This window comes from Paenibacillus sp. FSL R7-0302 (genome assembly GCF_038006885.1).
In the GTDB taxonomy this organism is placed as follows: Bacteria; Bacillota; Bacilli; order Paenibacillales; family Paenibacillaceae; genus Paenibacillus_AQ.
Genome location: NZ_JBBOWB010000001.1, coordinates 933433 through 958532, shown reverse-complemented (window position 1 = coordinate 958532; position 25100 = coordinate 933433). Strand labels below are relative to the sequence as shown.

At 52.0% G+C, this 25100-nt stretch carries 24 protein-coding genes; 7 read left to right on the top strand and 17 right to left on the bottom strand.

Annotated elements, in window-relative coordinates; all coding sequences use genetic code 11:
* Positions 1-136 precede the first annotated feature (136 nt).
* From MKY96_RS04160 to MKY96_RS04140, 5 genes are all read right to left on the bottom strand, one after another.
* Positions 137-4693, bottom strand: coding sequence for a carbohydrate binding domain-containing protein (locus MKY96_RS04160; protein ID WP_340938791.1), 4557 nt, complete (start codon positions 4691-4693; stop codon positions 137-139).
* Positions 4694-4949: 256 nt separating this feature from the next.
* Complete coding sequence (locus MKY96_RS04155; protein WP_036690502.1) at positions 4950-5159, bottom strand: hypothetical protein; 210 nt, start codon at positions 5157-5159, stop codon at positions 4950-4952.
* Positions 5160-5173: 14 nt separating this feature from the next.
* Positions 5174-5695 carry a PRC-barrel domain-containing protein gene (locus MKY96_RS04150; RefSeq protein WP_340938789.1) on the bottom strand — a complete coding sequence of 174 codons (522 nt, stop codon included), beginning with the start codon at positions 5693-5695 and terminating at the stop codon, positions 5174-5176.
* Between the two features lie 89 nt (positions 5696-5784).
* The gene (locus tag MKY96_RS04145; protein WP_340938788.1) at positions 5785-6936 is read right to left on the bottom strand and encodes a cysteine desulfurase family protein; all 1152 of its coding nucleotides are present in this window, start codon (positions 6934-6936) and stop codon (positions 5785-5787) included.
* Positions 6937-7093: 157 nt separating this feature from the next.
* Positions 7094-7564: a DUF523 domain-containing protein gene (locus MKY96_RS04140; RefSeq protein WP_340938785.1), complete on the bottom strand. Its 471-nt coding sequence runs from the start codon at positions 7562-7564 to the stop codon at positions 7094-7096.
* A 102-nt stretch (positions 7565-7666) separates the two neighbouring features.
* Here MKY96_RS04140 and MKY96_RS04135 point away from each other — a divergent pair, with 102 nt between their 5' ends.
* From MKY96_RS04135 to MKY96_RS04125, 3 genes are all read left to right on the top strand, one after another.
* Entirely contained in the window at positions 7667-8365 is a 699-nt protein-coding gene (locus MKY96_RS04135; protein ID WP_340938784.1) for an SOS response-associated peptidase, read from the top strand.
* A 110-nt stretch (positions 8366-8475) separates the two neighbouring features.
* On the top strand, positions 8476-10290 hold the full coding sequence (locus MKY96_RS04130; RefSeq protein ID WP_340938783.1) for an alpha-glycosidase: 1815 nt from the start codon (positions 8476-8478) through the stop codon (positions 10288-10290).
* 150 nt (positions 10291-10440) lie between these two features.
* On the top strand, positions 10441-10845 hold the full coding sequence (locus MKY96_RS04125) for a GNAT family N-acetyltransferase (RefSeq protein WP_340938782.1): 405 nt from the start codon (positions 10441-10443) through the stop codon (positions 10843-10845).
* Positions 10846-10851: 6 nt separating this feature from the next.
* On the opposite strand, the gene MKY96_RS04120 is transcribed toward MKY96_RS04125, so the two are convergent.
* Genes MKY96_RS04120 through MKY96_RS04110 form a run of 3 tightly spaced genes read right to left on the bottom strand, consistent with a single transcriptional unit; the run spans position 10852 to position 12777 of the window.
* Positions 10852-11331 (bottom strand): hypothetical protein, encoded by a 480-nt coding sequence (locus MKY96_RS04120; RefSeq protein WP_036732304.1) that lies wholly within the window; start codon positions 11329-11331, stop codon positions 10852-10854.
* Positions 11328-12587 carry a DNA polymerase IV gene (locus tag MKY96_RS04115; RefSeq protein ID WP_340938779.1) on the bottom strand — a complete coding sequence of 420 codons (1260 nt, stop codon included), beginning with the start codon at positions 12585-12587 and terminating at the stop codon, positions 11328-11330. The genes MKY96_RS04120 and MKY96_RS04115 overlap by 4 nt, the downstream gene beginning before the upstream one ends.
* Positions 12580-12777 carry a hypothetical protein gene (locus MKY96_RS04110; protein WP_340938778.1) on the bottom strand — a complete coding sequence of 66 codons (198 nt, stop codon included), beginning with the start codon at positions 12775-12777 and terminating at the stop codon, positions 12580-12582. Before MKY96_RS04110 ends, MKY96_RS04115 begins: the two co-directional genes overlap by 8 nt.
* Positions 12778-12989: 212 nt before the next feature.
* On the opposite strand from MKY96_RS04110, the gene MKY96_RS04105 reads away from it, so the two are divergent.
* Positions 12990-13319, top strand: coding sequence for a hypothetical protein (locus MKY96_RS04105; protein ID WP_340938777.1), 330 nt, complete (start codon positions 12990-12992; stop codon positions 13317-13319).
* Between the two features lie 339 nt (positions 13320-13658).
* On the opposite strand, the gene MKY96_RS04100 is transcribed toward MKY96_RS04105, so the two are convergent.
* Positions 13659-14384 carry a hypothetical protein gene (locus MKY96_RS04100; RefSeq protein ID WP_340938776.1) on the bottom strand — a complete coding sequence of 242 codons (726 nt, stop codon included), beginning with the start codon at positions 14382-14384 and terminating at the stop codon, positions 13659-13661.
* A gap of 11 nt (positions 14385-14395) precedes the next feature.
* On the opposite strand from MKY96_RS04100, the gene MKY96_RS04095 reads away from it, so the two are divergent.
* On the top strand, positions 14396-14707 hold the full coding sequence (locus tag MKY96_RS04095) for a DUF3221 domain-containing protein (protein WP_340938775.1): 312 nt from the start codon (positions 14396-14398) through the stop codon (positions 14705-14707).
* Positions 14708-14850: 143 nt separating this feature from the next.
* Here the strand turns inward: MKY96_RS04095 and MKY96_RS04090 are convergent, their stop codons facing one another.
* The gene (locus MKY96_RS04090) at positions 14851-15258 is read right to left on the bottom strand and encodes a hypothetical protein (protein WP_340938774.1); all 408 of its coding nucleotides are present in this window, start codon (positions 15256-15258) and stop codon (positions 14851-14853) included.
* A gap of 232 nt (positions 15259-15490) precedes the next feature.
* Here MKY96_RS04090 and MKY96_RS04085 point away from each other — a divergent pair, with 232 nt between their 5' ends.
* A complete protein-coding gene (locus tag MKY96_RS04085) occupies positions 15491-16492 on the top strand; it encodes a VanZ family protein (RefSeq protein WP_340938773.1) in 1002 nt (333 codons plus the stop codon).
* A gap of 44 nt (positions 16493-16536) precedes the next feature.
* Here MKY96_RS04085 and MKY96_RS04080 read toward each other — a convergent pair whose 3' ends face one another.
* Positions 16537-17421, bottom strand: a complete 885-nt coding sequence (locus MKY96_RS04080) for a LysR family transcriptional regulator (RefSeq protein WP_340938771.1) — start codon at positions 17419-17421, stop codon at positions 16537-16539.
* Positions 17422-17568: 147 nt separating this feature from the next.
* On the opposite strand from MKY96_RS04080, the gene MKY96_RS04075 reads away from it, so the two are divergent.
* Positions 17569-18516, top strand: a complete 948-nt coding sequence (locus tag MKY96_RS04075) for an NAD(P)-dependent oxidoreductase (protein WP_340938770.1) — start codon at positions 17569-17571, stop codon at positions 18514-18516.
* Positions 18517-18582: 66 nt separating this feature from the next.
* On the opposite strand, the gene MKY96_RS04070 is transcribed toward MKY96_RS04075, so the two are convergent.
* From MKY96_RS04070 to MKY96_RS04045, 6 genes are all read right to left on the bottom strand, one after another.
* A complete protein-coding gene (locus tag MKY96_RS04070; protein WP_340938769.1) occupies positions 18583-19071 on the bottom strand; it encodes a DUF4358 domain-containing protein in 489 nt (162 codons plus the stop codon).
* Positions 19072-19093: 22 nt separating this feature from the next.
* Entirely contained in the window at positions 19094-20242 is a 1149-nt protein-coding gene (locus MKY96_RS04065) for a DHHW family protein (protein WP_340938768.1), read from the bottom strand.
* A gap of 15 nt (positions 20243-20257) precedes the next feature.
* Positions 20258-21664, bottom strand: a complete 1407-nt coding sequence (locus MKY96_RS04060; RefSeq protein ID WP_340938767.1) for an MBOAT family O-acyltransferase — start codon at positions 21662-21664, stop codon at positions 20258-20260.
* 35 nt (positions 21665-21699) lie between these two features.
* Complete coding sequence (locus MKY96_RS04055) at positions 21700-22386, bottom strand: GDSL-type esterase/lipase family protein (protein WP_340938765.1); 687 nt, start codon at positions 22384-22386, stop codon at positions 21700-21702.
* 150 nt (positions 22387-22536) lie between these two features.
* Positions 22537-24354: a sensor histidine kinase gene (locus MKY96_RS04050; RefSeq protein ID WP_340938764.1), complete on the bottom strand. Its 1818-nt coding sequence runs from the start codon at positions 24352-24354 to the stop codon at positions 22537-22539.
* Positions 24351-25028, bottom strand: a complete 678-nt coding sequence (locus tag MKY96_RS04045; protein ID WP_340938763.1) for a response regulator transcription factor — start codon at positions 25026-25028, stop codon at positions 24351-24353. The genes MKY96_RS04050 and MKY96_RS04045 overlap by 4 nt, the downstream gene beginning before the upstream one ends.
* Positions 25029-25100: the final 72 nt, after the last annotated feature.

Below are 25100 nucleotides of genomic sequence, written 5' to 3'. Positions count from 1 at the left end.
AGAATGGGGGGAAGGTTCTGAACAAGCATGAAGAACGGTTGCCCGTTCTCCATGTAATGATTATAGAAGTGTATGCGGCCAGTCTAAATACCAAATCGTAAGTCTGAATAACAAAATCCAAAGCATGTTCAAGGGCTTAAGGTGCAACTGCTGTCCCGTTATTCGTGAGCACAATATCATCCACATCCACCGTCAGATGCCCGGTGCCGCCATCCTTGATATCCCCCAGCTCGAAGGAAATGCGGCCGATGGAGGTGCTGCCTCCGGCAACATCGAATTCTACGGTATATTCCTGATATTCACTCCCCAGATCCACAATTTTGCTCGTATACCCGTGCCAGCTGTAATTGTCCGCTACATCCAGCCAGCCGATGCTGATATTCATTTTGCGTTCAGCCGATGCCTTGGCCTTGAAGGTAAGTGTATAATGATTGCCTTCGTTGTAAGCGACTCCCTCATAAAAGACCTGCCGGTCCCAGGTGTTCGTTCCGGTGGAGCCCACCTTGATCTGCAGCGCTCCATCCACATTGTCAATGGCTAACTCCCCGCTGTCGGAGGAGTAGCTGCTCCAGCCCTTAAGCGGTGCCGAGAAGTCCCCGTTCGGAATCAGATTCTCCCCGTAAGCCTCACCGTCCAGCACCGGGCTTACCTGAAGCAAGGAGATATTGCTCAGGTTGACCGTGTGCGCTCCCAGCTCTTCGGTGATCTTGCCCAGACTGAACTGGAGCACGGCTGCAGGATCGGTTGCCGGGGCAGTGAACAGATATTCATAGTGTCTGCCGTCTTGGCTGAGTCTCAGCTCCTGTTCCAGATAAGGGGTCCAGATATTATCGGCAGTACCGTCACGCTGAACCAGTGCCTTAATATCTCTGACTACCGAAGCATCGGCATCGAAACGCAGCAGATATTTCTTGCCTTGCTCTACCGGGATGCCCGCTTGCTTCACCTGTGCATGCCAAGCCTCCGTTCCAGTTCCTCCAAGGCTAACCTGCAGTTCTCCATACACAGCCTTCATTACAGTGCTCTTGCCCGGGTCATTGTCATCCCAGTCCTTCTTGTATAGCGTCCAGTTGTCGGTGGAAGCGTCCTTGAAGCTGCCGTTCACCACCAGCTCGCGGGACAGATCCAGCCAGGCCAGATTGTAGCCGCTGCCGCCAAGACGGATGTAATAGCTTCCCGCAGGCAGCGCAAGCGGTGCTCCAATGATCGCCCGGTAGGACTGTAGGCCTCCGGTATCGCCAATTGCCGCGCTGTAGACAGATTCCGTCACCACCTTCTGCTTGCCGGCATCCAGCACTGACAGCGTTAGCTCCGAATCCGCGCGCACACTGGATACGCGGGTTACCGGAACAATGCTGCCTGCCTGAGACAGTACCACTTTGTATTCCACATAGTCGCCCTTATCCATATCCGTAACATCCTTGCCGCCTTCGCCGCTCGGAATCAGGCCGGTTCCTGAGGCTCTCCAGAACTGGTCTCCGCGCAGATGCAGGTAGTTCGTTAGCACTGGCGGATCGGTCATCCGTACCAGACGCACATTGTCAAGCTCGGTCTGTCCCGCAGCCGCGCCCAGAAGGAAGGATAACGCAGCTTCCGTGCCGGACCCGCCGGACAGCTCAATTTCTGCTGTATAGCTCCTCCACTCCGGTGTCAGAGTGAAGGTGGTTCCGTCAGGATAGACCGTCTGTCCGCCGCTGCTTGCCAGCTTAATGCCAAGCGGCTGCGCCTCGGCCGATCTCGCATCGAAGGCAAGCTGGTAGACGGCTGCCGCAGACACAGGAATTCCTGCCTGGGTCAGCGTCACATCCTCCGGCGATCCTCCGGCCTTCTGCACGTCCGCCCGGAACTCCCGCTTCATCATCGGCAGGGCAAGTGTATTGGTTACACTGGCCTTCGCCGCTGCTTCCGAGCCCTGCTTAACGGCAAAGCTCCAATATCCGAGCCGTGCTTCTCCCAGATCGAAGCCTCCGTTATAGATCAGGTTGCCATCAGCAAGAGGGGTGCGTACTACCGGCGGTGCTTCTGTCTCTACCACCCTTACATTCGCGAAGTAGGCGGAAATGTTGTTCAGACCCAGGTTGAACTCGAAGCGGGCATTATTGTCCGAGGCCTTGGCCATCGTGAAGCTGTACTCATACGGCTGCCAGTCCGGTGTAAGCTGGAAATTACGCTCCCCGGAGTAAGCCGTCCATCCGCCGCCGAATTCGGTCAGCTTGCTCATCAGCGGCCGGGCTGCGTCCGCTCTGGCATCGAAGGTTACCTTATAGGCTTTGCCCCGCTCCAGCAGCAGCGGCTTCTGCGCAAGCTGAATGGAATAATTCTGTTTGCCGGCCTCATGGACGGCAACCTTCACCGCCTTGCCCTTATCCTGATCATTAATGACGGAGGCTGTTCCGCTCCCGCCCTCATTCTCAATTAATTCCCAATATTCCGGCTGGCCCTGGGCTGCTACAGTACCCTTGAAGTCCCCGTTGTAGATCTGATTCCCGTCTGCCAGGGCAGGACGCTGCGGGGCCGAGTGCCCCGGATCGATCGGCCGCTTGCCTGTTACATCCGGCCATTGATCCAGGTTCTTGTACTTGTAGACCCTTACATAGTCCACATACATCTTATCCGACTTGAAGTCGGCCTTCGGATCGCCCGGCCAGTCGCCGCCCACGGCCAGATTCAGAATCATATAGAACGGCCGGTCAAACGGAGCAGGGTACGTATAGTAATCTGGTTGGCCTTTGGCCATCGTTCCCCAGTCACTCGTCTCAAAATACATTTCATCGTCCACATAATACCGGATCAGGCCCGGAAGCCATTCCAGCGTGAAGTCGTGATAATCATCCGCGAAGGTCTGGCCCTCCGGCAGTACATAGGTTTTGGTCTGGGACGCGTGCGGAATGTCGTAGTGAATCGAGCCATGAACCGTTCTTGGATAGAGATCCGCCTCTGCCTTTCCGGCAACCGGTCCCGTCAATTCCATAATGTCCATCTCGCCGCTTCCCGGCCAAGGTCCATACTGCGTCTCGTCATCGGTCGGCATCATCCAGATGGCCGGCCACATGCCCTGCTGAACCGGCAGCTTGGCCCGCACGGTGAATTTGCCGTAGGTCCAGTCGCCCTTCATCTTCGAGGTCAGCTTGGCTGAAGTATAATTTTTCCCGCCGTAAGCCTGCTTCCGGGCTTCCAGCTCCAGTACACTCTGCCCGCTCTCTGTTGTAAGCGAAGCATTGTCCGGGTGATAATATTCCAGCTCGTTATTGTATACCGTGCCGGTATCCTGTACATTCCATTTGCCCTCATCAATGGCCTGGCCGTCGAATTCGTCATTCCAGACCAGCTCCCATGGATTGTTCTGGGTCGGCGGAGTAGGGGCCGGCGTTGGGGTTGGCGTGACAGCAGGCGCTGCTGTCGGCACCGGCGTCGCTGGTGAAGATGTTGGGGTTGGCACTGGTGTGTCACCGCCGGCATTTCCGCCGCCCGCTTGGGCTGGGGCAGTGGTAGCCTTGGCACTGGCCTGCGCCGTTGCTGCTCCATTACCGGACAAGTCCTTAAGCGTCTCGCCGGGCTTGAGCGCCTGGCCGTTAAGCAGCACTCGCTCCCCCTGGTTCTCAAGCCGGCCGATCTGCCCCCGGCTCACGATCTCTGATCCTGCAGCGCCTGCGCCGATGAGCACAGTCTCTGCGCGTGAGCCCGCTCCGATCTCCACCTTCGCCGGCTTAAGCAATTCGATGCGCGCTGCGGTGCTGCCATCCTCCAGTACCATCCTTACCAGGGTGGTAAGCTTATTCAGCTTGATCTGTCCCAGGGTAGATTGGCGGAACACCACCGAATGGTCACCGCCTCCTGAGATATGAGCCGTTCCCTGCACCTTAATGCCCGAGAACGAGACTTCCCCTTCCCCTGCTCCGGCTGTCACGTAGAGATTGCCGCTGACGGTTCCGTCTTCGAGCTGCACATTCGCCCGGTTGACAATCACATTGCCGGACACCGCTCCAAGCTTCTGGCTTCCCTCGCCGGAGCTGATCCACCCGACCATCCGGCTCAGCAGCTCGGCCAGCTCGGCCCGGGTCATCTGCGCTTGCGGATTCAGCTTGCCGTCCGCATTGCCGCGCAGGTAACCGGCGTCCAGCATCGCACTCACGGCTTCCCGGGCATAGCTGCTGACCGCTGCCGCATCTGACTGTGCAGCCAGCGCACCCGGGGAGCCCGCCTCCAGCGTGAACGCCCGGCTCAGCATGGTTACAGCTTCCTGGCGGGTGACAGCCGCTCCCGGCTGGAACCGGCCGTCCGCGTAGCCTTGAATAACGCCTGCGGCATTCACGCGGCTTACATCCTTGCCATACCAGGAAGAAGCGCTTACATCACTGAATACAGCGCTGCCCGAATCCGCATAACGGAACACGCGGCTGATGATGGCGGCCATCTCTGCCCGTGAGACCGCTTGTCCCGGTCTGAATTGTCCTGCCTCGTCCCCCTGCAGAATTCCTGCGGCTGACAGCCTGTTCACTGCGGCCGACGCCCAGTGCTGCTTCATATCGGCGAACCCTGCCGCCCGGGCTGCATCTGCCTGTCCTGTACTTGCAGACAGCCTGTCTGCGTCTTTCCCGTTATCTGCCTGCGCTATGCCTGTAGTTCCCGGAAGCTGTATCCCTGACAGCAGCAATCCGGCAATCAGAAGCTTGGATATTCCTTTGCGGTACATCTGAACATTCCCCCTCGTGTAGAACCTTGTTGAATTCTGGCCCCGCGCCAGTCGATTTCAGTATAGGGTCCGTATCCCGGAGACGACATACCAATTCCTTAGCCCGCATAACAAAGATGCAACTTTCGTAGTGTTGTTTTCCCCATTGTTCTTGGAGAACGCAAAAAGCCCAAATACCAGGCGGCTTCAAAAGCCGCCCGGTATTTGGGCACGGCGAATCTATGTAACTGTTAGCCGGTTATGAATCAGGCCATGCTCAAGAGGAGGCGTGGATTTGCGGGAAATCCTGTGCAACCTCTTCACCCGAGAACAGATCGTCAAGCGAGCTGAGCGTGCCATCCTCTTCAACCTGATACACCGACATTTTCTCGCCGTTGACCGTTAGTTCGATGAAACAGCCCCAGCAATAGAACTGGTGGGAGCCGATCTTGCCGATATCCTTGGAGTTGCAGTTTGGACACTTCATATAATACATTCCACCTATCCGTTAACAATATTAATGGCTTTTTGGAGCCGTTCTTCACTCATCGCAGGAACCAGTACAGAATCCTCTCCGATAGTCATCTCTTCAGAACAAGGCAGCCATTTGCGGCCTTCGATCAAATCAGTTACAAGCCCGTCACTGATTTCCAGCGCTACTATTGTGTTTCCCAACTTTTGGTCAAAATAAACATCCGATATCCGCCCAAGCACCGTTCCCGATGCGGTGAGCACCTGCCTGTCCTTCAATTTGTTCTTTCCCAAGAGGAAAGTGTAGGATATATGGTCAGCGTCGACCTTAACAATCGACTCTTTATTGCGGATCATGACAGCATCTTCGCCATAAGCGGCAATATTATCCCATGCCACAACTTTCACAAGCCTTCCAAAAAAAGATTTGCTTTCCAGTTCAATACCCGTAATATTCCAGTTTGAATCCAGTCCGATATCGATTATTTCACCGACTTCAGTACCCTCTTCAACTTCATACACAGTGAGGCCAATCATATCTTGAAGCTTCATGGTATCCCAAATCCCCTCACCTTAAGTATTGCATACGGGTTCCCATGAGCCGGAGTGCCTCTTGAACGGCTGCCAGAATGTACGGACGCCTAGTCTCTTGTACGCAGCCGGCTCAAAACGGTTCCAACTTTCCGGGCAACAACCTGCATTTCTTCATTAGTATTACCCAATCCTGTACTAAAGCGAATCGCAGAGTTCAAAAGTTCTTCCGGAAGCTTCATCGCCCGGAGGACATGCGAGATTTCCAGAGATCCTGATGTACAGGCTGAGCCGCTGGCCGCCGCAATCTGTTCCATATCCAGATTCATCAGCAGCACATCTGTCCCGGCTCCGGGAAAGCTGATATTCAGAATTCCAGGCACCGTATGCTGTTCATTTCCGTTAATGACATATCTCCCTGCTCCGACCTGCTTGTCCAGCTCCTCCAGCAGTGTTCTGCGGAGCTCCAGAGCCTGCTCATGATGACCCGGCAGCCCTTGTACAACCAGTTCAACGGCTCTGGCGAACCCGGCGGTATGAGCCAGACTCTCCGTGCCCGCCCGCCGGCCGCGCTCCTGAAGTCCGCCATGCTGTCTTGGCGTAAGCGGCGCCCCCCGCCGGACGTACAAGCCTCCAATCCCCTGCGGACCTCCGATCTTGTGGGCCGAGAAGCTCATATAGTCAACGGGCAGGTCGCGGAGCACCAGGGGCAGCGTTCCCAGAGCTTGTACAGCATCTACATGCACAAGCACACCCCGTTCGGCCGCTAATCTGCCAATCTCTTCTATAGGCTGTACAGTTCCCACTTCATTATTCACATACATTATGCTAATCAGTACTGTATCCTCGCGCAGAGCCGATTCTACATCCTCCAGAGAGACACGGCCGGTAGCATCGACAGGAAGATAGGTGACCTCGAAGCCCTGCCCCGCAAGCTCCGCGCAGGTATGCAGCACTGCATGATGCTCAACCGCTGTAGTAATGATATGTCTACCCTTGGAAGCAGAAGCATAGGCTGCGCCGAACAGGGCGAGATTATCACTCTCCGTGCCGCCGCTTGTGAACACCCACTCCTCAGGGGAACAGCCCAAAAAGCCCGCGATTCTATCGCGCGCCCCATTTATAATTCTCTTGGCAGACCGTCCGAACTGGTGCACACTGGACGCATTGCCGTACTCGTTCAACAGCATATGATACATAACCGCTGCCACCTCCGGATGAACCGGTGTTGAGGCGGCGTGGTCCAAATAGATGGGTTTCATAACGAAATTCTCCGCTTCTTGAAATTCAGAATTTTCTTAATGGACGGCAATGCCGTTTTTACTTACAGGACTACTAGATTATACTGCTGAATTGCCTGTTTTACCACCTGTTAATAAACACAATATTGTAACATTTGTCCATGGTTGACGCTCCCGGTCAGCCCTCTAATTCCGGCAACCGCGCGGCAAGCTGCTCCTCGGAGATCACTTCAATACTATGCAGCCGCAGGAGAGCTGTGGTCACCCCTTCTCCGGGGATTTTCCCGCCCGCAAATTCTCCGTTATAGATCCTGGAGCTGCCGCAGGAAGGGCTGTTCTCCTTAAGGACAACAAGCGTGGCAGCTAAGCTTCGTGCCTGCTCCAGCGCGGCATACGCGCCTTCTATATACATTGCGGTTACATCATTCCCTGTTCTGTCAACCACCCGGGCCTGCCCCTTCAGCACATCTCTGCCGCTGCCGCCTATAATCTCTGCCGGTTCTCTCGGGGTAGAGAAGCCGCCCAGCAGTTCGGGACATACAGCAACCGCCTGCCGGCTGTCCAGCAACTGCCGGATGCCCTGCTCCAGACAATCGGTTCCATTATATCTGACCTTCATTCCTGCCAGGCAGGAGCTTACGATAATCATGTGCTGCCGTCTCCCTTCGCAATCCTAAGTCTCATCTTATATAATGCTAAGACAAGCTGTTCCGTCTGTAAACCATTAACTATCCAGGGAGGCATAGACAACATGTGCGGAAGATATACGATCACGGTAACACTGGAGGAGCTGATCGCCAAGTATTTCATCCGGGAGCATCCGCTCATCCAATATGCACCGAGATATAACGCGGCTCCGATGCAGCATATTGCGGCGGTCATTCATGACGGCACACAGAATAAGCTCGGAGAACTCCGCTGGGGGCTGCTTCCTTCCTGGTCCAAGGAGGACAAGAACGCTGCCAAGCTAATCAATGCCCGCAGTGAGACCCTGCTGGAGAAGGCTTCATTCAAAGGGCTGGTGGCCTCCCGCCGCTGTGTGATTCCCGCAGACGGCTTCTATGAGTGGAAGGCCCTGGAAGGCGGCAAGCAGCCGATGCGGATCACGATGCGGGACGGGAAGCTGTTCTCCATGGCTGCACTGTTTGATATCTGGACCAGTCCGGACGGCGGCAGAATCTCTACCTGCACGATCATCACCACCGCCCCGAACACTCTCATGAAAGACATCCATGACCGGATGCCGGTCATTCTGGATGCAGACGGAGAAGCGCAGTGGCTGGAGCGCAGCAACCGGAATATTCCCGACCTGATGAAGCTGCTGCGGCCTTACGATGCGGAGCAGATGCTGGCTTATCCCGTCTCCGCAGCCGTGGGCAATGCTCGGAGTGACTACCCGGAGCTGATCCGCAGAGCCGGGCCGGGGCCGGTGCAGGGCACCCTATTTTGACTGCTGCCTGGAGAAGTATCTGCTGTTTGAAACCTCCGGTCCCAGGGTATTAACTAAAGCTCATGCCTCATAATATCCATCCACAATACGTATCCCAGGAGGAATTTCATATGGCTCCCAGCAGACAAGCAGTGTCCTTAAGCTCATCCGGCTCCTCCATCGAGCTGGAATGTCTCTACCATTCAACGCAGGGGCGATGGGCGTATGCCTACAACAAGGACACCTTCCATTTAAGAATCCGCAGCAAAAAAAACAACGTAGATCGGGTATTTGCCCTGATCGGCGACAAATACGACTGGGAGCAGCATTATCAGGAGCTGGGTATGCGCAAGGTGGCTACCGACAGCTTCTTCGATTACTGGGAAGCAGAGATCTTCCCCGAATTCAAACGCTTCTCCTATGGCTTCCGGCTGGAAACCGATCAGGAAACCGTATGGATGCTAGAATCCGGCTTCTTTACAGACGGGCTGCCCGAGCCTGCCGGAGGCTACTACGAAATGCCTTACCTTCATGAGGCCGACCTGCTCCAGGTTCCCGAATGGGCGAAATCTGCGGTCTTCTATCAAATCATGCCGGACCGGTTCGCTAACGGAGATCCGGCGAATGACCCCGAAGGGACACTCGAATGGGGGGCACCGCCCACCCACGACAGTTATTTTGGCGGAGACCTGCAGGGGATGATTGACCATCTGGATTATATTACCGAGCTTGGTGTAACGGCGCTGTATCTTACCCCGGTCTTCCAGGCTCCCAGTAATCATAAATATGACACCGTTGACTACGGAACGGTCGATGCAAACTTCGGGGATCTCAATAAGCTTAAGCAGCTGGTGGACCTGGCTCATTCCAAAGGACTTAAGGTGGTCCTCGATGCCGTCTTCAATCATACCAGCTCCGAGTTCGCACCGTTCAAGGATGTGCTGGAGCATGGAGCGGATTCCAAATACGCAGGCTGGTTCCATATCCATGACTATCCCGTTCAGGTAGTGGACGGCAAGGCCAACTATGATACCTTCGGCTTCTTCAGCGGGATGCCCAAGCTGAACACTGCCCATCCGGAAGCCAGAGATTATCTGCTGGATATCACCAAATTCTGGCTCAAGGAGGTACACATCGACGGCTGGCGGCTTGATGTAGCCAATGAGGTGGACCATGTGTTCTGGCGGGATTTCCGCAAGGCGGTCAAGGAGATTAACCCGGAAGCGTTCATCATCGGCGAGGTGTGGAGCGACTCCCTCAGCTGGCTGCAGGGCGACCAGTTCGATTCGGTAATGAACTATCCCTTCTCTGACCGGCTGCTGAAGTTCTTCGGGACTGACGAGGAGGTTGATCCCGGAACCTTCGCTGCTCAAATTTACGGGCTGCTCATGCGTTATCCCCGGCAGGCGAACGAAGTGCTGTTCAATCTCCTGGCGAGCCATGATACCCCGCGGGTGCTGAACCGTCTTGGCGGGGACAAGCAGCGGCTGAAGCTGGCGCTCACCTTCCTGTTCACCTTCACCGGTACGCCATGCATCTTCTATGGGGATGAAATCGGGCTTGACGGAGAGGACGACCCGGATTGCCGCAAATGCATGATCTGGGAAGAGGACCGGCAGGACCGGGAGCTGCTGCGCTTTTATCAGAGCCTCATTGCCCTGCGCAAAGAGCACGAGGTGCTGCGCACCGGCCAGTTCCGCTTCCTGCAGAGTGATCCGGGCAGCCGGGGCATTGTGTATGAACGCTGGGATGAACACGCCCGCTTCACGGTCTGGATGAATAACTCTACTGAACCGCTGACGCTTACGCAATCACTGAGCGGCGGAGCCTGGCAGGATGCCTTGAGCGGCGAGCCTGTAGAGGGCGAGGGTGACCAGATCCGCCTGACGCTGGAGCCGCTGGCATACCGGATTTTGTATAGCGGACAAGCTGGTGGCGAAGCGTGAGCACTATTATAGTATAGACAAAGACAAGCCCCGGAAAGGGGCTTGTTTGCTTATAGCTGTTTGTTACACCGGACCAGGCAACCAGAGGTGGTATACTTTTGTAAGGACAACCGTTCTTCACACACTATACAATGACAGGAGAATCGCCCTATGAACATTAGAACCGCAACCGAAGCCGATTATGATTACCTTGCAAGCCGTGACCACCATCTCCTGAACTCACTTCTTCTCTCTAAAATAAACCAGCAGGAGATTTACATTCTGAGCGAGGGTAGCCTGGACATTGGCTGGCTGCGGTTCGGGTATTTCTGGGACCAGATCCCCTTCATGAATCTGCTGTGGATTGATGAGCCTTATCGCGGCGCCGGCTTCGGCAGACAGGCGGTGCAGCACTGGGAGCAAGCGATGCAGGCCTTGGGCCACAAGCAGGTTATGACCTCCTCGATGGCGAGTGAAGAGGCCCAGCATTTCTACCGGAAACTGGGCTACCGGGACTCCGGCTGCCTGCTGCCGGACAATGAGCCGCTGGAGATTTTCTTCACCAAAGCGCTGTAGCTGATACTAACTGCTCAAATGCTGGTTTTTCAGACCGGCTCCAAGCTCCGCTGTGTACCTGGTCAGCCGCAGGCTGATCTCGGTGCGCATCACATCCCGGGTAAGTCCGAAGCGTTCCTGATAGCCCCGGCAAAAGATTTTGTAATACACCAGGAACTCCTCCTGCTCATCCGCCAGCACCCGGATATTATGCTGCTTCAGCTCCTTCTGGAGCTGGTAGGTATCCTGCATAATACGCTGCTGAATCGCCTGGCCGGCGAGCATGAAAGCCCGCTTCAGAATGCTATTGGACAGCTCAAGCTCCTTCAGGCTTTTGCTGACCATCGTATCGAGGTAAGGAAGCAGAATAAGGTCACGCACCATCGTCCGCTCCTCTACCGTAATCATTTTTCTGCCCTCTGTCCCCTGCTTCTGCTCATACTGCTGGACATGCTCTGTCATTAACATTTTGGATTTCCACCGCTCATTTCCGTCTAGCTTGCTCATTTATAGTGCCCTCCAATCTGCTGCGCCCGTTCCAGGGCGACCCCAGATTCCAGCAATGAAGACGCGCGGATCAGCGCCCCGCTTCCGTACCGGTTCTTGATCTGATCGATAGCCCGTTCTCTGTTACTGCTGCGCATCCGGTCGTCGAACAAGGTCAGTTGCATCACGCTGTCATCCGTGAGCTGGGATATAGAGATAGTCAACCGGCTTATCGGCAGACCGCTCCAATGATCCACGAATAGTCGGTAGGCTGCCGCTGCCACCTCATGGGTTAACGACGAAGGCTCCGGCAGTGTCGTCTGCCGGCTGTAGCCATTCGAGGTGTTGCCGTCTGTCTCTACTACCGCAACAGACACCACCGATCCCATGTACTGGTACTTCCGAGCCCGCTGGCAGACCTCAATCACCAGCTCCAGCAGCACCACCTCAATCTCCGGCAGCCGGGTATAGAGATTCCAGCGCAGCGCCTTCCCGTGGCCGACAGACTTCATCTCATGGCGTATTCCGGTAACGACCGGGCTGGGATCGATACCGCGGGCGGTCTGCCAATAATATTCCGCCTGGATATCGCTCTGCTTGCCCATGGTCCTGCGCATCCGCTGCTTGAACTCCCCCAGCTCCATCCGGGCAATATCTCCAATTGTTGTAATCCCCATACGGTAAAAGTTCCGGGTCATCCGCCCGGCCACCATAAACATCTCGTGTACCGGACGCGGCCACAGCTCTGTGTCCAGATTATCGTAATCCAGCCGGAACGTGCCGCCCGGCTGCTTTTTGGCGAAGTTGTTAGCCATTTTGGCGAGGATTTTGGACGGGCCGATGCCCACCCGGGTCCACACCCCCGTGGATAACAGGACATGCTGCTGGATGGAGTGAATCAGCTCCGGCAGATCCCCTCCGAACGCGCGCAAGGAGCCAGTCACATCCAGGAACTGCTCATCGATACTGAAGGCCTCCACCAGATCGGTATATACTTGGTAGATCTCGGAAATGAGGAGGGAGACCGTAATGTAGGTCCCCATCCGCGGCCGGATGACTACGAGCTCCGGGCATTTCGTCAGGGCTTCCCCCACGCGCGAGGCAGTGGTCACCCCGCGGGATTTGGCAAGAGGGCAAGCGGCCAGCACAATCCCGTTCATCCGTGTGGGATCGCCGACCGCCACAGGCTGATCCGCGTATTCGGGATGGGCCGCCTTCTCGACGCTGGCATAGAAGGACTGGCAGTCGGAGAGCAGAATAATCCGCTCTCTAGGCATACCGTTGCCCCCGTAACGGGCGCCAGGACAGAATATTGGCGGCCAGGAACACACGGGGCTGGCCGGTGCTCAGACAGGTGGCACGAATCCGGCCGTCCCGAATCCCCCTCACCTCAATTTTCCGCTGCGTAATCTTGCCCGCCTTGTCGAGATATATCATTTCTATAGTTTGGCCGATGCTCATCTTCATGATTGATCGCCTCCGCGTAGAGTGAGAACATCTGTTTGTATTATATCCAAACAGATGTTCCCTAATCAATCATGAGTATATTCCTTGAATCCCATAATTATGTATCTGTGCTGCTGAAGGTGATATAATCAACGATTGTACAAGAAAGGGGCTGGGGCAAAGTGAGAAAAATCGTCGTTGGCGGACATACCTACTGGTGGAGTTATCAAACTGTGAGAGACGTGTATTACCGTTCAACGCTGACGCTGATCACAGAGGACAGAAAGAACAAATGGATTGTTAAGTTCACCACTATAGATACCATTACTGCCGGAAGTCCTCTAAATGAAGGATTACGGGTCATCAAAGAGGGGCAAAACTACGCAATCAACCTAAACCAGCCCAAGTATGTCGCCGAAGTGTTGCAGTATGTACTGGATATGGGGCTGGATACATCCGCCAAGAACGTGCATGAGTTAAACGGCAATGATCTGCTGGCCGGCATGGGGTACCGGGACACTACGGGGATGTTGATACCCGCAGCAGTTATTCGGATGCTGTAGGCGCTGGGACGATAGTAACTGCATTTTGTACAATGGAATACTGTAAAAAAGGCTTCGAAATAGAATCTGTGGTATTCGGTACAATTGAATATTGAAAAAAGGTCCTTTTTCACCCAAAACACAGCATCCCATTGTATGAAATACAATAGAATCTTATTTTACGGTCAGCTATGCGTTTTCTATTGCAGGAAATACAATCAGCTACTTGAATGTCTGGTACTGATACTAAAAAAGGATATACATTTCATGTCAAAGCTCTGGAAGAGTGCACTGTAAAGTTCAGTATCTGCACAAGAAAGAGCCCCGCTTAGTTTCAGCAGGGCTCGGTATGAAATACTATTAGTTTGTTTTAAACCAGACTCCGCCTGTTCCATCATAATTTCGGGAGAATGCAATCAGCGGGGAGACATCACTTGTCTTCACTTTATAGCCAACCCAACCCTCATGAGAAGATCCGGCATAGACTTTTGTACTTATAGATGGATCTGGCGCTAGAATAATCTGGGCACCATATTCAGTGCCTGATGTTGATATGAGCTTATAATCAAACTGGTTTAAGTCCGCAGTGGCTCCAACCTTATCTACTTTGGATATACTTACTTTAATTTTAGCAAATAAGTATTCGTAGCCCGCTTCCGGTTCGCTTGCAAAAGCATCATACTGTTCTTTTGCAGCTTCCCAAGCTGCCGCACCTCTAAGAACCTGTGTAACAGCAACTGTTCCGGAATAGCCGCCTGTTTTATAATTGAAATTAACGGATTTCCCAATCTCGGTAGGTGTAGTACGACTAGAAGCTGTGACACTGTTAGTGGTTAGAGCAGCGGGGCTGCCTAACGTAACTTTTTTATTCTTTATGGTCACGGTGGTTCCAGTTGCCTTTGCTAATTCCTGTACCGGCGCATATATGGAGCCATTAATGACAGCACCCTCAGCAATTTTGACTCCACTCTTTTCAATAGTTACCACGCTCTGAACCTTCTGTCCCAGTAGTCCTGATGCTGCAAGTACAGTTACGCTACTAAATAGCATGGCCCCTGAAACAAACCCTATTACAAATTTCTTCATCTTATCCTCCAATGGTAGTTTTATCCTATCCTACCATTGAACTATATGGTCATGACACCCTTTTTAAGGGAACTGTACACACAGTAGATGCAGACAATAACAGGATTCTAGTCATTGCTCAATTAAAGGAAGAAGACTTGGATAAGAATTACAAGGAAGTTCTGGGAACTAATACGTACTCTCAAGCCATTTGGGTAAATGAAGTTTCGCCTTCTAAATATAAAAAGGGTGAAGAGATTGAAGTGTTCTATACAACAAGTGATGATTCATTTCCGGCACAAGTTACAGCCAACAAAATTGTAAAATCAAAAATTGAGCAATGAAACCTGCAAGCAAGGGTCCAAAACTGCTATATTCGAGCCTTTGGCCATGCCGACAGAAGGTCTGAATCTACTCCAGCATAAAGAGCTATCCCAAGCAGCCGTTTCATGGCTTCTGGGACAGCTCCGTTCTGTTTTTTGCTTTTTTACCCAGTCGAAACGCCGGAGAAGGTCACGGGTCCGGTAACACTGGCAGTATTGAGCAGAACATTGGTGCTGTTATTGGCCACACCCAAAGAATAGGCATGATAACCTGCCGGAACATTTAAATCCAGATAAGAAATGGTAATTGGCTGTATTGCGAGTATAGAAAGCCCGCTTGCTCCTACATTAAAAATCGGCTGGTTATCCCGATATATAGTGAACACTACATTCGGAATGCCAAGCGTAGTCTGAAACCCAATGGTTGCACCAAGCAGAACATCCCCGTTTGCAACAGTAGCTAATCCAAACTCAGCCAATATTAAATTTTGCGCCGGCGTGAGAATTGGAATGGACAGGGTCTGCGTGCCGGTAGAGGCTGTGCTCCGTCCTACATCGATTATTTGTGCCACGATCAGGCCACCTCCCTTCCTCTAATCTATGAATATAGTATGTTAGGAGGACCCTTCCAGATTGGATGGATTGCAAGTACGATTAACACATTAATGTGTGTGGATAGAGGAAGCTCGGTTACTGAGGGGCTGGACTGCAACTGTCCGCCTTGCTTGGGCTAACGAAGATAGCTTATACTTCCTTTGTCCTCTGCAAGGGACATAAACTACCGGTAAAGAGAGGTTAACCATCATGCTTCAAGGCAAAACGAGGACGGCCGTTTGGACCGGTTTGGTTCTGTACACGGGTCTCACTCTGTTTTTCTTATTTGTCGGCTTCAACCGCTCATCGGCTCTACCAGAGACGGGTTTGCGGTATCACCTGTCTTTTGACGGGATTCCGTTGATATTTCCGGGCTATGGTTATTCGGAGCTTTGGGTCTTCAGCCTGGGTAACTATCTGGCCTTCGTACCGTTCGGGCTATTCATTCCGCTACTGGTCCGCTCCCGGTTCCTGCCGTTCCTCTTGGTCTTCATAGCAGCCATCACCGGGGTAGAGCTGATTCAGATGGTGACCCATTTGGGTGCGTTCGACATTAACGACATCGTCGTTAATACGCTCGGTGCAGCTGTCGGCTACGGCGCCCAGCGGCTGATCCGCCGCGACCGGTGGGCGCCAATAGGTATGCTCAAGCTCCTGTCCTCAGGCGCGGTCTTGACACTACTCGTCTACTCCGCCGTGAGCGGTATCAATTATTATCTGGAGCATGGCCGCGGGGAGATCAGGGCGCTGGATCAGCTCCCTGTTGAACGTGGTAAAATACAGTGGGAACAACGGCTCAACAGCTTCACTATGGCCCAAGAACAGGTCGAACCAGCTATCAATCTGTACAGCCCTGATCATCCGGGACTCCACGAGTTCTCACTGCGCCTGGATGGACAGTATAAGGAGTTAACCGGGAATTTCGGCGTCCCTGACGATGCTATCCCTGCTAAGGGCAGCGGCACCGGCAGCGTCATAATCAGCGCCGACGGAGAAGAGATTTATTCCCTGGATGTGAATATCGCACCGGGAGAGAATCAGCCGCTGTCTTTTCAGGTTAGAGTTGAAGGCAGACAAGAGCTGATCATCACAATCAATACCGAGGCTGCTGACCCCCGAACCCATGCGGTGTTGTGGGACCTTACGCTTACAGAAGCCAATGCCGGGCAAAAGCTGGCAGCGCGGCTTCACCGGTTGCTCGGCGGGGGATAAAATAAACTGCCCCTGGCAGAAGCCCGGCGCTTTTGCAGATCAAATCATTGCACTCCAAATATCTCTTGCAGATACTGATCCAGAATACGAAGAGGCTCTTGCAAGGCCTGATTGGGAAACTTATGCGTGACCTTATAGCCTATTCTTGGGGGCACGGATTCCGATAGCTTCTGAAGCACAAACTCCCCCATCCCCGCCATATGTGCACCAATCGAAGCGGGAACGATCGTCCATTGTCTGGCATCCGTCAAAAAAGTCGTAATCAGTCCCGCTGTGTCCAGATGGACACGGGACGGGCATAGGGGGTCCCACCACTGGTCATGCCGGAATTGAAACTCCCTGTTCCAATTGATGAAAACCTCATGCTGCGCCTCCAATTCTTCCATGTCCACCGGATCTCCAGCCTGCCGCCCTGGGGCGGCCACACGCAGCACCACCATTTCTTCCGCAAAAAACGGGGTAACCGTGACACTCGGCGACACGATCTCCCGCACCACAAACGCCACATCCAGCTCGCGCCGCTCAATACTGTCAAAAGCCTCCTGCGTATGCTGTGTACGAATCTGCAGCCGGATGGGCGGGGTATGCTGACTAAGCTTGCGGTAGACGGGAGGCAACACAAAGTGACTGATACTCTCAGCCGCGCTGATCGCCAGACTTAACTGCGAGCCGCTGGCCCGCAAGATTTGGGTCTCCCTCCACAGAGCATCCCATCGTTCCGCAATACTAAAAAAGTCCTCCCCTTTGGGGGTCAGACTGATTTTGGGCGCCCCCTTTCTCCGCTCCACCAAAAGGCCGCCCATTTCCTTCTCAAGAGTCTTTAAACGGTAGCTTACCGTAGCCTGTGACAGGTGCAATAATTCGGCTGCTTTACTTATGCTTCCGGTCTGTACGATCGCCAGGAACGCTTCAATCCCGGGGAAATACATACAATCCCTCCTCGAAATATAGAAAAAGTTAATATAGTTCACAAAATATTTGCGTTTTACATCATTATTCTTCATGTTTAAAATATCATTAACAATGACAAAGGGCCAGCCTATCCGGTTTGCTTCAAAGTGAAAGGTGGTACAGCCATGAAGATTCTTATCGTCGGCCATTTCAGTGAGAGCGCGCAATCCAAGATTACAGGGCATTTTCCGCAAGATTGGAACGTTGTTATTGTCCCGCCCGGCGAGGAAATGCTGCAGCATATTGCAGATTGCCAGGTCCTCATCCCTGAACATATTCAAGTGGATCACAGCCTGCTGGCCAACGCCAAGCAATTAAAGCTGGTCCAGACGGGTGCAGGCTATGATAATGTCGATATCTCTGCCTGTACACAGCTTGGGATCTGGGTAGCCAACGCCTCAGGGGTCAATGCACAGGCGGTGGCCGAGCACGTAATGGCCCTGATCTTGTCTTACTATAAGAACATCCCGTTTCTGGATCGCTTCATGAAGAACAGACTGGATGAGAATCAATTGGAGTATACAGGAAGTGAATTAGAGGACAAAACCATTGGGATTATCGGTCTGGGCGCTATCGGAAAAAAGGTGGCTGCGTTCTGCAGTGCTCTGGGGATGAATGTGCAGGCTTATGCGAGGAATACCGCTGTGTCCTCTGACGGTGTCGTCAGAATGACGGATTTCGATACACTGATCAGCACATCGGATATCATCAGCGTACATGTTTCCTTGAATGAGCAGACCAAACAGCTGATCAACAAGGCGGTTTTGGCGAACATGAAGAATAGTGCCCTGTTCATCAACACGGCCCGCGGCGGGATTGTCAACCAGCCAGATTTGATTGAGGCGTTAAAAAACGGGGAACTATCAGGCGCTTGCCTGGATGTATATGAATCCGAGCCGCTGCCCCTTGACAGTGAGCTGCGCAATCTGAGTAATGTGATCCTCACTCCCCATACCGCAGGCATGCCGGATGCCCGGAAATTTCATCGAAAGAGATATGATTTTTTCATCGATAATATAAAACGTGTAGCAAACGGTGAAGTGCCTGAGAGCAAGCTCAATCAGCTGCTATAATTCCAGACAAAGACCCCTTCTAAGCCGCAGATGGCCCGAGGGGTCTTTGTCATATAGTGTAAAGGATTATTTAAGCGCTTCGTTAAAGGCACTTTCGATTTGCTCAGCTTCCTTGGAGACCGTGAACAATATATAGCGGCCTTTGACCTTTAATATATGCTTTTCGACGAGGTAAAATTGCTCGGGGCGGTAGTCTTTCAGCTTGACTTTTTGAGCCTCAATTCTTTCCATGATTTTTTGCTTAACGCTGTCCGCTTGATCCTCTTGCTTCACTCTGATCACGGCCAGTTCATTCGCTTCCACGTTCGATTCTGCCGTATACAGCACAAAATCCTCAACTTCATCTGCATTAAGCTGATAGAGCTTCTTAAGCCTGTTCTTATCCCCCTTTTCCATAGCCTCCATAGAAGTTACCTGCTTGATGCGCTCCTCAATGGTATGGACAGGAACGTCTTTGGCGCCTTCCTTCTTACTGGAGCATCCGAGCAGAATGCCGCATACGATCATGAGCGCAGACAGGACAACCAGGTACTTTATTTTCTTTCCAGTCAGCATCGTTACTGGCCTCCTCTTTGCATTATTCCACAGCATCCGCTAATGCTTTAATGGATGGATCTTCAGAAAATGTAGCAATATTATACAAAATCAACATGTCACCGATTTGCCGTTCTTCCATAAGCTTCCGTACATTGCCATCATAATACCGGAGATCTATCACATCAATTTCGCTAAAATGCAGGGTTAAAAAAGGGATCAGGCTGTTGGCATACGAATCTTTAACAATAAGCAGTCTCCGCCCTTCCGCACTGCCGGTTGTTATGCGGAGCAAGCCGTGATTGCCGTTGAAAAAAACAGTGTATTTATCCTTCTTGGTGAGGTTCCCCATAACATACATCGAATCCGCGCTTTGCTGTTCGTGGGCGTACTCCACGGAAACGGTCTCCGGTACCTTTGGATAGTACAGCTCAATAGCATCCGGCGGTATGTGCCTGAACCCGCTTTTCGAATACAAGGAGCCATAAAACTGATTGTTGATTTGGCGGATGTTGAAATCATCTTCGTTCCTGGGTGTAAAACCCATGGGTACGCCCAGCTCCCGGTGGGCTAGAAAAGCGCCTTGGGTCGTCCAGTGATGATCTGTTTTGTAATAGAGCGGTTGCTCCTTATCCGCCTCTAGCGCGGGGAAAACATCGATCCATCGAATGTCCCCGAGATCAGAAGCCTTGATCTTGTCCCAATAGCCCCTCTCATCCCCACCGGAAGCATAAGGCGGCAGTTTATCCTCAAGGATGGAAGCTGCGGTCGGCACGAGCATCATATACTTGCGCAGACCAGGCGTAGCCTGATCAAAGGCTTGAATGGCTTTCAGCTTGTCTGCCAGATCTTCTTGTCCGGGAGGAGTGAATTTTTGAATTAAGTACCCGTCCTTGCCGAGGTAGACCCCGTTGCTCTCTTTCCTCCCCAATCCCTGGTCCGCATCGGATTTCAGTCCAATCCAAAAGTCTCTCTCCATAAACTGATCCGATATATATGATTCAAATTCGGAAGTAAACTTGCCTGATCCTAAGGCTTGAAGCGAGAATGCCGGGAGCTGCTGCAGCATCCGGTTCTCTGATTCGGAGAATACTTTCCCCGGGGTCAGACAATTGACAACCAATACCGCCCCGGTAAACATCAGCAGTACAATGGCGAGTGCGCGATAATAGACCTGGTCGTACTTTTTCAAAAAATATCACCTCCACTAAAAACGAAAGTATAAGAATGGATTGTACGTTGCATTGACCAGATAGGCTGTTGAGGCCACGATAAAGATGAAGTAGATGGCGAAAGCGGCAAGCGTGCCGAAGCGGGCAAACCTGGTTCTGAACCGGATCAGTGCTCTGCCGGGAAACGGCGTGGCACAAACCGCCAATAGCAGTAGCAGCAGGGCATTCGTCGACACATCGTAGAGCGCCCGGTTGTCCACGAATCCACTGGCCCCGGCGCCGAACATCGTTCCGATGAAGGTCATGGCCGCAGGCAAATGTTCAAATTCGAAAAATACCCAGCCGATGATCACCACAATTAGGGTGTAGACATGGCTTATAAAGACCGGCAAGCGCTGAAGCTGCTTCAGGAGCATTAGCTTTTCAAGCGTGACAAAGAGACCGAAATATAAGCCCCAAATGATGAAATTCCAGCTCGCTCCATGCCATAATCCGGTTATAAACCATACCACCGCCAAGTTTCTGAGCTGTTTCAGCTTACCTGCCCGGTTCCCGCCAAGCGGAATGTAGATATACTCACGGAACCAGGCACCGAGCGAAATATGCCACCTCCGCCAAAATTCCGTAATACTCTTGGAGATATAAGGATAGTTGAAGTTCTCCATAAATTCGAACCCGATCATTTTACCTAAACCGCGCGCCATATCCGAATATCCGCTAAAATCGAAATAGATTTGAAACGTAAAGGCGATAATGCCAAGCCATGCGGAAAAAACCGACAGCTCTGCCGCAGGCACCGCTTTGACGCTGGTCCACAGCAAACCGATATTGTTGGCAAGCAATACTTTTTTAGCAAGTCCCCTAATAAATAGTTCCGCCCCTTCGCCAAAACGCTCCAACGTCACCGTGCGGTTAGCAAGCTGCCCCGCAATATCTCCGTATTTAACGATCGGTCCCGCTACAAGCTGCGGAAACATCGTCACGTAGGCGCCGAAGGAGATCAGGTTCCTCTGAACAGGCACCTTCCTGCGGTAAACATCAATGATGTAAGACATCGTCTGGAACGTGTAGAAGGATATGCCCACCGGAAGCGGAAGATCTGCTGCCTGCAGGTGCAGGTTGAACAACGAATTGATATTATCGAAGACGAAACCCGCGTATTTAAAGAAGCTAAGAATCCCCAGGCTCCCCATCATGGACAGGATCAATACTCCCTGTGCAATCACCTTACGATGCCGGTATCTATCGATCAGAATCCCGTTCACATAGTCGAATACCGTCGAGAAGATCATGAGGAAGATGTAGACGGGCTCGCCCCACGCATAGAAGATCAGGCTTGCGGCGAGCAGAATAGTATTCCTAATCCTCATGGGCGAGATATAGTAGATCAGCAGGGTGACCGGCAGAAAGAGGAATAGAAAGATAAGGCTGCTAAAGACCAATCCCCGTCACCTCCAGCTCTTCACCTGGCTGCATGTTATTTCACCTGAGCTTTCAGCAAATCGAGCATACGTGTATAGAATTCCGGTTTAAAATGAATGCCGTCCGAACTATAGAAATGGGTGCTGTCCGCGAAAATGGAGGATAAATCGGCAAACCCGATCTGCTTCTTGCCTGCCAGCTCTTGTAATCCCTGGTTGTAATCGTCGATATTTTTGTAGCGTGGTTCCACTTTCTCCGCTTCTGCCGTAACCGGCGTAACCGGTAACACCGTTATGGATGCCTTCGGAAGCTTCTCCTTGATGCTGTCGATCAATTGGGCGTAGAACTTCAGTGAATACTGCTTGGGGTTATCGGTAATTTGCGGCGGCAATAGAATATCGTCGGACCCCAGCATGATAAATACATGTTGCGGATTCCGCTCTGCCAGCTTATCGGCATCTCCACCCGCCAGAGATAACTCGGTAGTCTTTCCGGCACCTGCCACTACATTGAAATCGTCCAGAATGTCATGGTAGGATAGCGCCTCTGTAATCGAATCTCCCAGAAATACGCTGTTCTTAAATATTGTTTTATAGGAAGTAGAGTTTGGCTGCTCCGGGGGAGCTGTTTCATTGACCTGTTGCTGAGATGTCACGTTTTGCGGATTTTGCCCGCCCCCGCATGCTGCCAGGGTGAGTGCGGTGCTGCCTATAACTAGCGTTAAGATGATTTTTTTAAACATGAATAATGTCCTCTTTTCATTTAAAATTAGGCTTGCCGTATAAAAAGATTAACAGGGAGAGATGCAGAACAAGTGCAGAGCAAATCAATGCTGTATCAAAAAAGAACAAAAAAAAGCGCAGAACCGAGGTCTGCACTTTCTTCCGTATTTCTACGCTTTTTTATTCAATTGAAAATAAAACATTACTCCATCGGAGGTATTGTTCACACCGTAAGGCACTCCGTGCATCTCCAATATTTTCTTGGATATGGCAAGGCCCAGCCCCGTCCCTCCGGTCGACCGGTGGCGGGAGGTGTCACCACGGTAGAAACGGTCCCATATTTTCTCCAGCTGCTCATCGGGGATATGGGCACCTTTATTTTCGATGCAAATGCGAATGGTGTCCTTCTCTTCCGAAGTAGTTATGAAGATAGATTCATGCTCCGGCGTATAGAAAAGCGCGTTGGTAAGGAAATTGACGATGATCTGCTCTATACGGCGCTCATTCCCCTCGACTTCGGCAGGGATCAGCGAAGTGTGGAGAAGCAGCTGCCTGGCTGCAAAATCCGGCGTTAATTTAGCGCATACCCGGTTGATGACAACATCGATATAAAACGAACCGGTGTCCATTTTATACGTACCGGATTCATATTTTGCCAATTCCAGCATATCCGTGATCAGCAGATTCATCCGGCCGACCTCGTCTTCCATTGCCGCAAAATAATGTTCCCGCTTATGGCTGGCAACCCCGTCATGCAAAATGGCCAGGCAGCTCTGAATGACGCTGAGTGGAGTCTTCAGCTCATGGGATACGCCGGATATAAATTCTTTCCGCGTATGTTCCAGCTGCTTTTCCTTCTCGATGTCCTGCTCAAGCTGGAGAATATGGGATTGCAGGCGCTCGGATAGCTCGTTAATGCTGCCCGACAAGTCTCCGATTTCATCCTTCGTTGTGACGGGTATTGTCTCCGAAAAATCAAGGTCTGCCATTTGCCGGGTAGTGCGGTTGATACGCAGCAACGGCCGGGCAATCTGACGGGAGTAGTAGAACGATGCCAGCAGTGCGAGCAGCAAGGTCACAATAATGATATACCCGTAGTAGTTTTTGATGATGCCTACGGCTTCATTCACAGGCTGCAGCGATGTCATTGCGAACAGGTATGTGGGATTTCCGTCGCGATCTTGGGTCAGGTCCACGTAAATTTTGTAGTTCACTTGATTTTCTTCATAATCTACGATCTGTTGTGCGTTCGTGGCATCCTTGAAGCCGCCGTACAATAGATCCGCCTGGAAAGCCTTGATGCGGTCCAGAAACAGGTGATTGGTGTAACGCGAGACTCCGGCCCCTTCCGGCACCCGGACTTTCGTAATGGTTCCTTTGACCAGAAAGGTGGAATATTGCTCACGATATTGGGCCGCGTTCGTTTGTTCGAGGACCTCGTACTCTTTGCTCACCATCTGATGATTCTCCAGCCGGCTCTCGTCTCTCAGATTGGAACTGTTCCTTCCCATCCGCTGGATTACTGGCTGGTTGTTCATGATCAAGCCTTCTATTGCGATCGTTCCCTCTTCTTCAATCCAGGGGGTGACGAATGTTTTATTGCTGCTGAAGGCTTCCACGTTGATAAAGCTGTATAGAGGTACGATTATCGTTTTACCGGAAAGCGCCGGTTCTTCCGAAGGCTCCAGCTTAACTTCCATGAAGAAATCGCCGGCATACTTTATATTTCCGCGGGTGTCCAAAGCCGTGATCCAGGTATTATGCTTTTGAAAAAAGTCCTGCTCCAGCCTGGCCATCTCCTGCGTGTTCGAGGCATGCTTCAGGTAGTCCTGCTCATAAGCCTGAACCGCCGCGTTAACATCCTTCATTTTTTGATGAACATAAAACTGTTTGAAAAATACGGTTTGCAGGATAAAAATAACGGCGATCAGGAACAGGCACAACCCCGCTGTCAACAGGAACAGTTTTAGAACAATCCCCTTCTTCATAGCTCGTCCTCGAATTTATATCCTGAACGCACCACCGTAACAATCTGCTTCGCATGTGTCCCCAGCTTGGAACGCAGATTGCGGATATGGCTGTTGACCGTACGATCATCGCCCGCGAAATCATATCCCCAAATTTTCGTAATCAGTTGCTCTCTGCTGATAATGATCCCTTTATTTTGCAACAGATAGGCTAATATTTCGAATTCCGTATACGTTAGATCAGAGCTGGTGCCGTCAATCGACACGGTCCGGGAGGGAAAATGGATCGAAATGCCTCCGCCGGACAACGTGTCGCTCTCATGCCCGCCGGTATGTCTGCTCTCGAGCAGCCGCTTAACCCGTGCCAACAAAATGAGAGGGCGGTAAGGCTTGGTCACGTAGTCGTCGGCGCCAAGCTCGAACCCAAGCAACGTATCGTCCTCATCCGAACGGGCCGTCAATATGATGATCGGCACATTCGATGTCTTGCGGATTCGCCTGCACACAGACCATCCATCCAGTTCAGGCAACATGATATCCAGTAAAATCAGGTCAACCTCATGCTCCTGAAATAACGAGACCGCCTGTTTCCCGTCAATGGCTTCAATCACGCGGTACCCCTCTTCCAGCAGATAATCCTTCATGATTTCCCGTAAAATATTCTCATCTTCTACAATCAGTATTGTTCTTGACATGTGACAACCTCACAACTTTTTTTCTAGAACCAGGAACGCAAAACTCATACAACTACCAAAGTACACCATATA

Coding starts and splice junctions, on each gene's coding strand:
- MKY96_RS04145 (WP_340938788.1), bottom strand. CDS start 6,936: ATGAAACCCATCTATTTGGACCACGCCGCCTCAACACCGGTTCATCCG.
- MKY96_RS04070 (WP_340938769.1), bottom strand. CDS start 19,071: ATGCTGACTGGAAAGAAAATAAAGTACCTGGTTGTCCTGTCTGCGCTC.
- MKY96_RS04115 (WP_340938779.1), bottom strand. CDS start 12,587: ATGCCTAGAGAGCGGATTATTCTGCTCTCCGACTGCCAGTCCTTCTAT.
- MKY96_RS04155 (WP_036690502.1), bottom strand. CDS start 5,159: ATGAAGTGTCCAAACTGCAACTCCAAGGATATCGGCAAGATCGGCTCC.
- MKY96_RS04140 (WP_340938785.1), bottom strand. CDS start 7,564: ATGATTATCGTAAGCTCCTGCCTGGCAGGAATGAAGGTCAGATATAAT.
- MKY96_RS04150 (WP_340938789.1), bottom strand. CDS start 5,695: ATGAAGCTTCAAGATATGATTGGCCTCACTGTGTATGAAGTTGAAGAG.
- MKY96_RS04045 (WP_340938763.1), bottom strand. CDS start 25,028: ATGTCAAGAACAATACTGATTGTAGAAGATGAGAATATTTTACGGGAA.
- MKY96_RS04120 (WP_036732304.1), bottom strand. CDS start 11,331: ATGAGCAAGCTAGACGGAAATGAGCGGTGGAAATCCAAAATGTTAATG.
- MKY96_RS04050 (WP_340938764.1), bottom strand. CDS start 24,354: ATGAAGAAGGGGATTGTTCTAAAACTGTTCCTGTTGACAGCGGGGTTG.
- MKY96_RS04095 (WP_340938775.1), top strand. CDS start 14,396: ATGGTAGTTTTATCCTATCCTACCATTGAACTATATGGTCATGACACC.
- MKY96_RS04160 (WP_340938791.1), bottom strand. CDS start 4,693: ATGTACCGCAAAGGAATATCCAAGCTTCTGATTGCCGGATTGCTGCTG.
- MKY96_RS04075 (WP_340938770.1), top strand. CDS start 17,569: ATGAAGATTCTTATCGTCGGCCATTTCAGTGAGAGCGCGCAATCCAAG.
- MKY96_RS04085 (WP_340938773.1), top strand. CDS start 15,491: ATGCTTCAAGGCAAAACGAGGACGGCCGTTTGGACCGGTTTGGTTCTG.
- MKY96_RS04130 (WP_340938783.1), top strand. CDS start 8,476: ATGGCTCCCAGCAGACAAGCAGTGTCCTTAAGCTCATCCGGCTCCTCC.
- MKY96_RS04135 (WP_340938784.1), top strand. CDS start 7,667: ATGTGCGGAAGATATACGATCACGGTAACACTGGAGGAGCTGATCGCC.
- MKY96_RS04080 (WP_340938771.1), bottom strand. CDS start 17,421: ATGTATTTCCCCGGGATTGAAGCGTTCCTGGCGATCGTACAGACCGGA.
- MKY96_RS04055 (WP_340938765.1), bottom strand. CDS start 22,386: ATGTTTAAAAAAATCATCTTAACGCTAGTTATAGGCAGCACCGCACTC.
- MKY96_RS04110 (WP_340938778.1), bottom strand. CDS start 12,777: ATGAAGATGAGCATCGGCCAAACTATAGAAATGATATATCTCGACAAG.
- MKY96_RS04125 (WP_340938782.1), top strand. CDS start 10,441: ATGAACATTAGAACCGCAACCGAAGCCGATTATGATTACCTTGCAAGC.
- MKY96_RS04100 (WP_340938776.1), bottom strand. CDS start 14,384: ATGAAGAAATTTGTAATAGGGTTTGTTTCAGGGGCCATGCTATTTAGT.